Genomic DNA, 13254 nt, shown 5'->3' on the forward strand with positions numbered 1-13254 from the left:
TTAAGCTGTAATTTGTTGTGAAATGGCGGATATTTTTTCTTGTTTTAAAGGATGACATCGGAAGGCATTGGCGGGGTGGGAGGTCGCTAAACGATCACCTTGTTGATGTAATTTACGTCGTAAGGAACCTGCTGCATATTCAGTTTTATAACGTTCGCGCTGTTGTAATTCAGGAATCACTAAACGGATAAAATCTTGATGCGACTCTGGCGCTACAGTACGGGTTAAATTAAATCCATCAATGCCTGTTTTATCAAGCAACTGAATCAGTTGTTCAGCGACATGACTGCCACTACCTACAATCAGAGGATAACGACCACCCAATACATGCTGATTTTTCAAATCATTTTTAGTAATTTGCTGAGTTTTGAATTTTTCATTTACAGACGCGATGCTGTTACTTTTTTGGTAAGGAATCACTTCATCATCCGTAAATCTGGATAAATCAATACCGACTGAACTGGCATAGTGAGCGAGTCCAGCTTCTGGGCTGGCATACTGACGATACTCTGCGAGTTTTTCCTGAGCAATTTGTTCAGTTTCTCCAGTCACCACAGTAATGCCAAGGAAAATTTTGATGTCATTTGCCTGACGACCATGTAGCACCGCTTGCTCACGAATTTTAATGACTTGTTGGCGAATTTTTTCGGGTTGATCCCCTCCAATGAAAATACATTCGGCATGTGCAGTTGCAAATTGTAAGCCGCGTGACGATGCGCCTGCCTGAAATAAAACAGGCGTACGTTGTATTGACGGCGCAACCTGAAATACACCCTGACTTTGGTAGAAACGTCCTTGATGCTGGATTTCATGGACTTTGGTAGGATCGGTGAAAATACGATGAATTTTATCTTTTTTTAATGCATCGTCTTCCCATGAGCCTTCCCAATATTGATAGCAAAGCTGTAAAAATTCTTCGGCTTGTTCGTAGCGTAAATCATGATCTTTGAGCCCCGAATGACCGATAAGTCGTTCTGCGCTATCCAAATAGCCAGTGACAATATTCCAGCCAATACGACCATGGGTTAGATGATCCAACGAAGCAAAACGCCTTGCAAATTGATAGGGTGTTTCATAACTTAAATTGACAGTAATGCCAAAACCTAAATGTTGAGTAACCGCAGCCATGGCAGAAACCAAAGTACTCGGATCATGGCTTGGCAGCTGGATCGATTCGCGTAATGTTAGGTCAATGTTATTTTGATAGACATCATAGACACCGGTAATATCGGCAATAAATAAACCATCAAACAGGCCAGTTTCTAAAGTTTTAGCTAGATCAGTCCAGTAGCTTAACTCATTAAAACGGTGAGACTGATCGCGTGGATGAGTCCAGAGTCCATGATTGATATGGCCTACGCTATTCATGTCAAAAGCATTGATTAAGATCTTTTTTTGTGATGTTTTTGTCATTACAATGTCCCTCTGCGTGGAGGAAGAATGCCATTTAATACATAATGACCAATAAAATAATATTTCCATCGTGCAGCGTCATGTAAGGTATGAACTCGCGCATTGCGCCAATAACGATCTAAGCCATCTTCAGCCTGACTGCCACGGCTTCCTGCAAGTTCAATCAGTTTGGATGAGGCTTTGAGTGCGGTCTCACTACTATGCGCACGAACTTTTGCCACATCGATTGAAGCTTTGGCTATTGTTTCAGCAGTGGCGTGTAATTTTGCAGCATCAATGGATTTTGCAGCTTGTTTAAGTAAAACTTCACTAGCGCGAACATCCGCGGCAATTCTACCAATTTCAAAAATAGTTAGAGGATCTTGTGCCGCGGTCTCAACATTTGAATCAATCCAAGGTCGAGCCTGATGTACTCGATTAAGTGTTTCTTCAAAAGCAGCGCGGGCAATCCCCACCTCAATAGCAGCATGCATAATTTGTGCAAAAGGTCCAACCAGTGTTGGTTGTGCAAAAGCAGTATCAAATGGAATCACGTCCTCAGAAGCGACATAAACTTGATGAAATCTGACACTGCCACTTCCCGTAACGCGTTGACCAAAACCTGTCCAGTTATCGATTAAACTTAGCCCTTCGCTTTTGCGTTGAACAAAAGCCAGATATTCCCGACCTTCGGCATTCACCACTAAGGTTGGAATACGATGGGCGAATAAGCTACCCGTACAGTAAAATTTTTCGCCATTGATCAGGTAGCCATTTTCTTCAAAGGGGATAAGAGCAGTTTGTTTTAAACTTGCGTTTTTCGGTTTAAATTCTGCCAAAGCATTACCAAAACGTGCTCCATTAAGCACTTCCTGATATAACCGTTTTTGTTGTTGTTCAGTTCCCGTATTTCTTAGCACTTCCAGTGCATAAAAATGGTTTTGTGGAATCTGCCCAATTGATCCATCTACTCCGCTAAAAAGTGCAATAATTTTGGCGACAGTAAGGCTTGAGACTTCCGCACCCCCATAGCGCTTAGGTACAGTAATGGCCCACAATCCAGATTGACTAAAAGCTTCGATTTCATCAAAAGGTAAGATGCGCTGAGCATCACGTTCGATACTTTGAGCTTTAAATTGTTGGGCAAGGGCTTGTGCTACTTCAAGAGCTTCAGCGTCATCCTGAATCACGCGTATTGTTGAATAATGTTGCATGCTAGGATGATTGATAAGATCATTTTCTGCCTGATGAATGGCTTGATAAGAGGTCATTTTATTATCTCCTTAGATCCATGCATGGCGAGCAGGAAAAATACCATTAAGGTAATAGTTACCAATGGCATGTATTTTCCAGCGCACGGGATCGTGCAAGGTATGTACTCGCGCATTACGCCAGTGTTGATCGAGATTAAATTGACTTAAACTGGCTCGACTGCCGCCAAGTTCCAATAATTTCTCTGAGATTTGCAAAGCAGCATCATTGGCATAGACCTTAGCTTCAGCTACTAAAATCGAGGCTTTGGCTGCTTGTTGTTCTGTGACTTGATTGAGCTTGTCCAGTTCATCCAGATATTCCGCTGCTTCATCTAACAGTAAAATTGCAGCATTTAGAAGAATATCCAGCTTGCCTGTTTCTTGTAGCGTATAAAGTTCTAAACTAGCTTTGTCGACTTGTGCATCGATAATAGGACGTGCTTTTTTTACAGCCGAAATGAGATCAGCAAAAGCAGCTTCGGCAATGCCTACATCAATTGCTACTTGTAATAGCTGTGAATAAGCACCTCGATAAGTTGGTGCCTGAGTTAACATGCGCTCGTCAAAAATTAAATTGGGATCAACTTTAACTTGATTCAATTTCACTGTGCCACTTGCGGTGGTTCGTTGCCCGAAACCATTCCAGTTATTAATGACCTCAACTCCATCACTGTGTCGATTCACAATAACAAGCACCACGTGGCCTTCTGGATGGATAGCTTTGATCGCGAGCCAATGCGCAAAAATACTTCCTGTAGAGTAAAATTTTTCACCGTCTAAATAGTATTGAGCATTCTGAAAAGTTAAGCGGGTATTTAATGTTTTTGAATCTTTGGTCGTACGCTCAGGCCCACCATTGGCAAGGCGTTTACCCGCTAAAATTTCATTAAAAATAAATTCTTTTTGTGATTCTGTTCCCATGATCTCAATCAAATTAAGCAAGCTAATTTGATTTTGTGGAATTTGCCCAACACTTGAATCAGCTTTATTAATAATACGAAATACCTGAGCCAGTGTTGTATTCGAGACAAAAGCACCGCCGTAACGTTTAGGAATGCGAATGCCTCCTAAACCTTTTAGGCTAAATTGCTCAATTTCTTCAAATGGTAAAATACGTTTTTGATCACGTTGATTTCGACCTTCTAAAGCAAAATCGGCGACTTGATAAGCAGCATTAATCGCTTGTTGATCATTTTGAATAACTTGAACTGATCGGGAAGGATAAAAATTTAACTCTGACATAATGATACCCACTATAGATAGCAGTACCTTAGAAAAATTATACCTAATGGTTAAACGAAGTATTTCGCGTAGTTTATGAAAAAAAATGCTTAATCATTTTTAGTCTAAATTAATTGATTTTATTGATAAAATGAAAATTATAATAATCAATGCATTATATATTTTTTGCTAGATAAAAATGAACATAGAGATGCGGGATTTATTTGTTCCAGAGATATATACCGCAAAAAAACATATAACCCATTTGACTTGGAATTGAAGAATATCATTAGACATTAGACATTAGACATTAGACATTAGACATTAGACATTAGACATTAGACGATTTAGACGATTTAGACGAATGTTTGGCACAAAAAGTACATTGTTTTCATTATTAGTTACTTTTAAAGTAAGCAAAACAAGAGGTTGTTTTTTACATTTGGTCGACTAAAAAAATAAATTGGAGTTTTTATGCGGGTTTTATACCAGTTTCCTTTATCTCATTATTGTGAAAAAGCTCGCTGGTTGCTTGATCATAAGGAATTGGATTATGTTGCACATAACTTGATCCCTGGGTTCCATCGTGCTTTTGCCCAGTTAAAAACAGGTCAAAATAAATTACCCATTTTAAAAGATGATAAAAGATGGATCGCAGAATCTACACAAATTGCGCTGTATTTGGATGATCATTATCCTGAACATTCATTATTACGTCGTGACCCGCATTTACGAGCGCTGTCCATTGAAATCGATAAAATTGCAGATGAACTTGGTGTGCATGTTCGTCGCTGGAGTTTGGGTCATGCATTAACTCATGGCGATGAGCCGCTTGAAATTATGATGGGTGAGCAAGGATATTTACGTCAATTCGAAAAATTCTCCAAACCGATCCTTAAAACCTTGGTGACGAAAAGTTATGAACTCAAGGATGAGAAAATTGCTCAATCCAAACTGCGTATGGATGAATTGGTTCTGGTATTGAATGAACGCCTGATTGATAATTTTGGACGCTATTTAGTAGGAGACCGTTTGGGTCTGGCCGACATTGCGGTTTGTTCAATGCTTGCACCTATTCTAGAACTTTCTGGGACGCCTTGGGAACGTGAAAATAATGAAGTTAGTTCACCTGAGTTACGCCAGTATAAAGATTATTTATTGAGCTTACCTTTGGGGCAATATGTACAGCGTATCTACGAAACTGAACGCAATGCGCGCGTTGATTGGCGTGGAATATAATTTAAATTTATCGAAAGTTCTGAAAACCTTATTTAGAAGCTAAATAGGGTTTAAGCTATTTCTTTTCGCTGATTTTCTACATACAAAAATAAAGAATTTACTTACTTAAAAACTATCTTAAATGCGCTTTTGTATCAATAAGTGAGGCTTTGAAGGCGTTTTGCTGCAAAGTCTATTCAATGCTTTCAACTACCTTTAATGTGGATGGGTAGTCAAATGATGCTTTATTTTGAATCGTGATTTGAAAACTGAGTCTCTCAACAAAATACAAGTTCTCTAGTCTTGACTGAGTATTGTGAAAAATGAAATTTAGTTTTGATAAACATAATTATTGGAGATTTCCATGAGTTACCAGTCGCTTAATCCTTATAACGGTCAAATACTTAAAACCTATGCATTTCATGATCAAACCAAAATTGATGAAAGTTTGGATCATGCTGAAAAGTTATTAAAATCAGATTGGTCTCGTAAGGATTTGGAAAAACGCCTTGCATTATTAAATAAAGTCGCAGCTAATTTGAGAGATCAAAAAGAACAACTGGCACAGCTTATGTCCAAAGAAATGGGGAAATTGATTAAGCAAAGTCTTGGGGAGGTTGAGCTTTGTGCAAATATTGCAGAGTATTATGCTAAACATGCGGCCGAATTTTTACGCCCCCAGAACTATCCAAGCTCAATAGGTGAAGCATGGGTTGAACATCATCCATTGGGCGTCATTATGGCGGTTGAACCTTGGAATTTTCCTTTTTATCAGCTCATGAGAGTATTTGCACCAAACTGTGCCATTGGCAATCCAGTTTTGGCTAAACATGCCAGTATTGTGCCCCAATGCGCAGAGGCATTTGAAAAAATTATTCATGAATCTGGTGCACCCGCAGGCGTTTGGACAAATTTATTTATTTCAACAGATCAAGTTGCTGAGATTATTAAAGATCCGCGAGTCCAAGGTGTTGCACTAACAGGTTCAGAAGGTGCGGGAAGTAGCGTGGCTGAGCAAGCAGGTAAATACGTTAAAAAATCTACTCTTGAGCTAGGAGGAAATGACGTTTTTATCGTACTTGATGATGCTGATTTGGAACGTGCAATTAAAATTGGCTGTCAGGCACGTATCAACAATGCAGGGCAAGTATGTACTGCTGCTAAACGCTTTATTTTGCATGAAAAAATTGCGGAACAATTTAAGCATGGCATGGTTGAATTATTTAAAAATCTGAAAACAGGCGATCCTCTAGATGAATCTACTAGTTTGGGACCTTTATCATCAGCTTCCGCTGTAGAAAAACTGCATAAGCAGGTTGATCAAGCAGTAAGCTCCGGTGCAACACTGGTTTTAGGTGGTAAGCCCATTCAAGGCGCTGGCAATTTTTTTGAAGCAACCATTCTTGAGAATATTCAAGAAAGTAATCCTGCATGGTATGAGGAATTTTTTGGTCCAGTTGCGCAATTATATGTGGCCAAAGATGATGATGAAATTGTGAAAATTGCGAACCAGTCGCACTATGGTTTGGGTGGTGCTATTCACTCTCAAGATATCGAAAGAGCCAAGAAATTAGCATCGCGTGTCGAAACGGGCATGATCTGGATCAATAGCCTGACCCAAACTGCACCAGAATTACCTTTTGGTGGAATCAAGCGTTCAGGCTATGGACATGAATTGTCTGAACTCGGTTTTAATGAATTTGTACAAAAGAAACTTGTGGTAATTCCTGCGTAATATGAAAAAGAAGCCTGTCATAAAAAATCATGACAGGCTTTTTTATGGATAAATTATAGTTACCAGTAATTTAGGAACTTCCACCAGATTCCCCCAACTACAATAAAAATGACAATATTGATAATGCTCATGACGAAACCGGCTTTCCACCATTCCCCTAAAGTGGTATAGCCTGAACCATAGATAATGGGAGAAGTTCCTGTTGCATAATGGGTAAGTGTCATCATGATGCTTGAAGCAGCCGCCATCATGAGAGCAAACAACATGGGAGGAGCACCTAGCGCAATACCAGCTGTATAAAAGGCGGCAAACATGGCCGTAATATGAGCGGTAGTACTTGCAAACATATAATGAGCGTACATATAAGTCAGCATCAAAAGTAAACTGGCAAATATCCAGTTTAGCCCGAGGTGAGCAATATTGGTTTCAAGGACGCCTGAAAACCATGTGATTAGTCCCAGTTTGTTGAGATAAGTTGCCATCATGACCAAAGCTGCAAACCACGTAACGGTATCCCAAGCGCTTTTTTGGGTCAGAATATCATCCCAGGTTAATACTCCAGTCAAAAGCAACAAACTCAAACCAATGAATGCAGTGGTGGTAGCATCAACAGACCAAGCGGGACCAAAAACCATAGCAGGAATACCTGCCCATAAGAACAGCATAATGCCAAAAATGAATAGCATAATAATTTCATGTACGCTAACAGCCCCCATTTCTTTAAGGCGCTCTTTTGCAAACTGAGCCGCATTTGGCGTGCGCTTAACTTCAGGCGGATACATCCAGTAGATCACCATCGGCATGATGATTAATGCAATTATGCCCGGAACTAACATAGCAATTGCCCACGTACTCCAGCTCAATGTCACCTGTGATCCTGTCGCTTTGGCAACAAGATCAACCACGAGAGGATTTGGAGCCGTGGCGGTGACAAACATCGCAGAAGTGATTGGATTGGCATGATAATTCACCAAAGCCAGATATTTCCCCATACGACCTTCGGTGCCTTTGGCCGGATCAGAATCATAACTTGTAGCAATTGCACGGACAATGGGGTGAATAATACCACCGCCACGTGCGGTATTACTTGGTGTAACAGGGGCCAAAATAAGTTCGGACAGTACCATGCTATAACCGATGCCAATAGTACGTTTGCCCCAGACTGCAATAAATAGATAACCTAAACGCGCTCCCAACCCTGTTTTTTGTAATCCTTTGGAAATCATAATTGACACACCAATCAACCAGATTAAAGGATTTGCAAAACTACTCAAGGCATCTTTAATAGCTTCACTTGGTGTAGGATTGGTTACTCCAGTGAGAGCAACCAGTGTAATCGCAATCAGGGCAATCGCGCCAATAGGAAGTGCTTTCCCGATAATTGCGGCGATCACGCCGACAAACATTGCCAGCAAATGCCATGCTTCGGGTGTAACGCCTTGCGGGACAGGAATAACAAACCAGATGATGAGCGTTAATGCACAGGCTATTGCAGCTGGAATTGGTTTAAAGCCCATAAAAACCGCCTTATTATGGATAGATTAACGTTATAATTTATATATTTAGCATTATTAAGTTGAAATTTAATGCTTTATAGTTTGTGATTTTATTATGAAAGAATCTTAACTTATTACCAAATAAAGAATTGTTGACAGTCTGTTAATACATTTTCTGAACAAGGCTATAAACTCTTACACAAATAGTTAGAGCATGATAAATTGAACCCAGGACTCAGCATAATTATAAGTTTTGTTTATGATGGCTAAATTTTCGTTACGTCATTTACGTCGTTTTGTTTTTAATAATCTCCATAATCACGAGTATGAAAGTAACTTAAGCCGCATACTTAACTTCTTTTTAATTTTTTTGATTGTCGCTAATGTCTTGGCTGTGATGCTGGAATCAATCGATTCAATTTATTTTGCCCACAAAAATTTTTTTGATTTATTTGAAACGGTGTCGATAGGTCTGTTTACTATTGAGTATTTGTTACGTTTATGGTGTGTGGCAGAGGAACATCCTGATCAGCCTGCATGGAAAACACGATTAAAATGGTTCACCAGTGGAGGTGCGATTATTGACTTATTGGCAATTTTACCTGCCTATCTCAATTTTATTGTACCTATCGATCTACGTTTTCTCAGAATCTTAAGATTGTTGCGACTGCTAAAGTTAACTCGCTATTTTGTTTCGCTCCAGATATTGCTGGCAGTTATTGAACGTGAAAAAGGTTCATTTCAGGCTGTTGTATTTATTTTATTAATCATGATAGTGATGGCTGCGGGGGGGATTTATGTCGTTGAGAATAAAGCGCAGCCGGGTATATTTAGTTCAATTCCAGAAGCTATGTGGTGGGCCGTGGTTACATTAACTACAGTTGGATATGGAGATGTTACGCCAGTCACAAATATTGGTAAATTATTGGGCGCTGTAATTACAATTTTGGGGGTGGGTTTAGCTGCGTTACCCGCAGGTATTTTAGCGACAGGGCTAGCCAATGAATTGAATTTGCGGAATCAAAAACTTGCTCAAGAGTTTAGAAACCTGCTTCTTTCAAATCAGATAGATTATTTGAATGAAACTAAAGAAATTGAGCGGATACGCAAAAAAATAGGTCTAGGCAAAGAGCAAACCCATGAAGTGATTATGCAACTGATTCGTGAAAAAGATTTGGAAGAACAGGAACAACAAAAAAAGGCATTTAAATATTGTCCACATTGTGGTGAAAAGCTTCCTGAGGCATGAGACGGAGTATTAAGTGCGTCTCATGCCGATCAATTATTTTTTATATTTTTCTACAGCAAAAGCAATCAGTAAAATTACTAATCCACCTAAACTTAGCACAAACCCAACCCAGATTGGAGCGATCCATCCCATTTGATGACTTAAAACCCATCCGCCCAAAAAAGCCCCTAGTGCATTGGCTAGATTAAATGCGGAATGGTTCAGCGATGCAGCCAGTCCTTGAGCTTCACCTGCAACATCCATCAAACGCATTTGCAAGGTTCCGCCCAAACCCATTACAGTCAGTCCAATCAAGAATAAAGCCAGAATGGCGGTATAAAGCTGACTCATCATGAAACTGGCAAAAACGAAAGCAAGAGCAGAACTAATCAAAACCCCAACGATCGTTTTATTTAAATTTCGATCTGCTAACCAACCAGCGAGCAACCCCCCAATCACCATACCCACACCCCAGACTGCCAAAGCAATCGGAACAATATCAATACTGACTTTGGTATATTCGGTCAGAATAGGTGATACATAACTATATACCGAAAACATCCCACCAAAACCAATAGCACCTACAGCAAGAGTCAGCCACATATGAATATTTTTTAGCCCTGCTAATTCGGTTTTTATACTTGCTGTTGCGCGTACAGGAATTTGAGGCACAAAAAAAGCGATTGCCAATAATGTAAAAAAAGCAATGATCGAAGAAAATTCAAAACCAGACCGCCAACCAAACTGTTGACCCAACCATGTTGCCAATGGAACACCAAATACAGTAGCAACGGTTAATCCCATCATGACTTGTGCGACGGCTGAAGCGCGTTTTTTAGGACCAGCCAGTTCTGCTGCAACCAAAGCACCTACACCGAAATAAGCACCATGAGGAAACCCTGCAATAAAACGTGAGATTAAAACCGTTTCAGGAGTATTTGCCAGTGCTGTTAATGCATTGGCAATTCCATAAAACAACATTAACCCAAGTAATAAAGACTTACGAGGAATCCGTGCACCTAAAATGGCAATAACAGGCGCACCAATGACCACACCTAACGCATAAGCACTAATAAAATGTCCTGCATCGGGAACACTAATATGGAGATCTGTGGCAATTTCTTGAATCAACCCCATTGCGACAAATTCAGTGGTTCCAATACAAAAGCCACCAATAGCCAGAGCTAAAATGACCCAGAATAGAGAATATTGTTGAGGTAAACCAACAGATGTATTCGATGTAGAAGACATAAATTTTTTTTGGAGGGAGAATAAATAAAGGAGAATTATAGTTGAAAATGATCGAAATAGTTAAGTGATTTACTCGGAATTCAAGAACCTAAGGCTTCGTATCATCTACAATAATAATCAAAAAAATTTATATATACTCTAGTTGAATGGCACATTAACTAATTTAAAAAGCTTGAAAAGCGGATTAAAATTCTCCATGACTACACCTTAAACTAAGCGCCAAATAGTGATGAAATAAAATTAATGTTGAGACAAATTAATGATCATTATGATATAGTGAATAGTATTCATGATGAACTTGATTGGATTTATACGTGCTGGAAATTCGTCATCTTAAAACTTTATTAGCTTTACGCGAGCACGGTTCGTTGGTCGCTGCAGCAAATGACTTATGTTTAACTCCTTCAGCGATTTCGCATCAGTTGAAAGAACTTGATCACTGGTATGGGGTGGAAGTGGTAAATCGTCGGAGTCGACCTGTGACATTTTCAAATGTTGGTCAACGTTTATTAAAACTAGCCGATGATGTTTTACCACAGATTCAAATTGCGCAAAGTGATATCACACGCATTGTTCATGGGCAAACTGGCCGCATTATTTTTTCATCAGAATGTCATAGCTGTTTTGACTGGTTGATGCCGTTGTTGAATCAATATCGTCAACAATACCCTGATGTTGATTTAGATTTTGCTTCTGGTTTTGAAGCTAATCCTCATGAACTTTTGCAAACTGGAGAATTTGATTTACTTATTACTGCAGATCCAATTGCGTTAAAAGGTATCGAATATTTTCCAATTTTTGAATATGAATCGCGATTGGTATTATCCAATACGCATCCATTGGTTCGTAGTGAAAAAATTACTGTACAGGATCTGGCTGAAGAAACACTGATTACTTATCCTGTCGATAAGCATCGTCTGGACATTATGGCGCATCTGTTTATACCCGCGAATATTCAGCCTAAAGCAATCCGAACCACAGACCTTACTCAAATGTTGATTCAACTGGTGGCGAGTGGCCGTGGTATTTCAGCTTTACCTGATTGGGTTGTCAATGAATATGAGCAAAAGGGCTGGGTGACTAGTCGCCGTTTAAATTGTGTTGCACCGCAGGGCTTACGTCGTACTTTATATGCGGGTTATCGGATTGATGAAAAAGAGAAAAGTTACTTTGAAGGTTTTTTAAAACAACTCGAAAAGTTTTCTCAGAAACGTACTTATTATTATTCATCTTAAAAATTTATATAGCAGGTTACCTTTTTAACTCATAAAAGTAACCTGTTACTCATCAGATTAAAAAAACGCCCTTTTTTGGCTCTATGAGTCTGTTTATTTTCTATGCATTTTTCATAAGAAGTCGTAAAATTCCCTACAATCATTTCCTTATTATTTTAATAGTAAAAAAATTAATCATTTTTAAGTACGGTTTAGGGGTTAGAATGTCAGGTAAATATCAACCGACAGTCGAACAGTTGCTTTCAGTTATTAAAACGCAGACTGCAATTGTAAAATTGGGACTGGATTTGAACTCCGTGATGACGGTTGTTGCTCAGCAGGCAAAGACCATTATTGAAGCGGATGGCGCTATTATTGAGCTGTTAGAAGCAGATGAAATGGTTGTTCATTCGGTTTCTGATAGTAACTTAAGTTTACTCGGCCATCGAATAAAAATTAAGAACAGCTTATCTGGACGTTGCATTGAAGAAAAAGAAATTTTATATAGTCAGAATACAGAAATAGATCCACGAGTAGATGTAATCGCGTGTCGTTATGTGGGACTTCGCTCAATGGCGGTCGTTCCGCTGATCCATTGTGACGAACCATTAGGGGTATTAAAAATCTATTCTCATAAAGTAAAGGCATTTGCAACAGGTGATTTACAACTGCTTGAATTAATGTCGGAACTGATTGCCGCCGCCATGTACCACGCGACACGATTTGGTACGCAAGAATTATATCGTATGGCGACTCAAGATGGCCTTACTGAACTGTCTAATAGAAGTCAATTCTTGGATCATTTTAGAAGATGTCTTGCTTCAGCTCAATCAACTCAAAACTATTTTGCTTTATTAATGATTGACATGGATGGATTAAAACCGATTAATGATCAATATGGGCATCGGGTAGGCGATGCAGCTTTAAAAGAATTTGCACAAAGATTAAAAATGGTGATTCGTACTCAGGATCATATTGCACGTATTGGGGGAGATGAATTTGCAATTATTCTTACTCAATTAGCCGATCCTGAGCAAAGCTTAACCGTAGTCGATCGAATTAATGATACCTGTGAACAGGATTTTATATTTGAAAATAAAAATCTAAGCATTCGAGCCAGCACAGGAATTGCGATTTATCCAACCCACGCAACAACCGTTGAAGAATTGCTTGAATATGCAGATCAGCAAATGTATTTATCTAAAAGATCAAAAAAATAATCTGAAATGGCGGATGCTGTTCGTCA

At 39.2% G+C, this 13254-nt stretch carries 10 protein-coding genes; 5 read left to right on the forward strand and 5 right to left on the reverse strand.

Annotated elements, in window-relative coordinates; genetic code table 11:
• Genes IAE19_RS05800 through IAE19_RS05810 form a run of 3 tightly spaced genes read right to left on the reverse strand, consistent with a single transcriptional unit; the run spans position 1 to position 3887 of the window.
• On the reverse strand, positions 1-1413 hold the full coding sequence (locus tag IAE19_RS05800) for an LLM class flavin-dependent oxidoreductase (protein WP_200459996.1): 1413 nt from the start codon (positions 1411-1413) through the stop codon (positions 1-3).
• On the reverse strand, positions 1413-2663 hold the full coding sequence (locus IAE19_RS05805) for an SfnB family sulfur acquisition oxidoreductase (RefSeq protein ID WP_413784512.1): 1251 nt from the start codon (positions 2661-2663) through the stop codon (positions 1413-1415). The genes IAE19_RS05800 and IAE19_RS05805 overlap by 1 nt, the downstream gene beginning before the upstream one ends.
• A 12-nt stretch (positions 2664-2675) precedes the next feature.
• Positions 2676-3887 carry an SfnB family sulfur acquisition oxidoreductase gene (locus tag IAE19_RS05810; protein WP_200459997.1) on the reverse strand — a complete coding sequence of 404 codons (1212 nt, stop codon included), beginning with the start codon at positions 3885-3887 and terminating at the stop codon, positions 2676-2678.
• A gap of 453 nt (positions 3888-4340) precedes the next feature.
• On the opposite strand from IAE19_RS05810, the gene IAE19_RS05815 reads away from it, so the two are divergent.
• Positions 4341-5105 carry a glutathione S-transferase family protein gene (locus tag IAE19_RS05815; RefSeq protein WP_200459998.1) on the forward strand — a complete coding sequence of 255 codons (765 nt, stop codon included), beginning with the start codon at positions 4341-4343 and terminating at the stop codon, positions 5103-5105.
• 343 nt (positions 5106-5448) lie between these two features.
• Positions 5449-6819, forward strand: a complete 1371-nt coding sequence (locus IAE19_RS05820) for an NAD-dependent succinate-semialdehyde dehydrogenase (RefSeq protein WP_200459999.1) — start codon at positions 5449-5451, stop codon at positions 6817-6819.
• Between the two features lie 59 nt (positions 6820-6878).
• Here IAE19_RS05820 and IAE19_RS05825 read toward each other — a convergent pair whose 3' ends face one another.
• Complete coding sequence (locus IAE19_RS05825; protein ID WP_200460000.1) at positions 6879-8336, reverse strand: DASS family sodium-coupled anion symporter; 1458 nt, start codon at positions 8334-8336, stop codon at positions 6879-6881.
• Between the two features lie 241 nt (positions 8337-8577).
• Here IAE19_RS05825 and IAE19_RS05830 point away from each other — a divergent pair, with 241 nt between their 5' ends.
• Positions 8578-9564: an ion transporter gene (locus IAE19_RS05830; RefSeq protein ID WP_200460276.1), complete on the forward strand. Its 987-nt coding sequence runs from the start codon at positions 8578-8580 to the stop codon at positions 9562-9564.
• 33 nt (positions 9565-9597) lie between these two features.
• Here the strand turns inward: IAE19_RS05830 and IAE19_RS05835 are convergent, their stop codons facing one another.
• Positions 9598-10794, reverse strand: coding sequence for an MFS transporter (locus IAE19_RS05835; protein WP_200460001.1), 1197 nt, complete (start codon positions 10792-10794; stop codon positions 9598-9600).
• A gap of 314 nt (positions 10795-11108) precedes the next feature.
• Here IAE19_RS05835 and IAE19_RS05840 point away from each other — a divergent pair, with 314 nt between their 5' ends.
• Together IAE19_RS05840 and IAE19_RS05845 are read left to right on the forward strand one after the other, a co-directional pair.
• The gene (locus IAE19_RS05840; RefSeq protein WP_200460002.1) at positions 11109-12029 is read left to right on the forward strand and encodes a LysR family transcriptional regulator; all 921 of its coding nucleotides are present in this window, start codon (positions 11109-11111) and stop codon (positions 12027-12029) included.
• A 203-nt stretch (positions 12030-12232) separates the two neighbouring features.
• Complete coding sequence (locus tag IAE19_RS05845) at positions 12233-13228, forward strand: sensor domain-containing diguanylate cyclase (protein ID WP_200460003.1); 996 nt, start codon at positions 12233-12235, stop codon at positions 13226-13228.
• Positions 13229-13254: the final 26 nt, after the last annotated feature.

The organism is Acinetobacter sp. S40, assembly GCF_016624705.1.
GTDB lineage: Bacteria > Pseudomonadota > Gammaproteobacteria > Pseudomonadales > Moraxellaceae > Acinetobacter.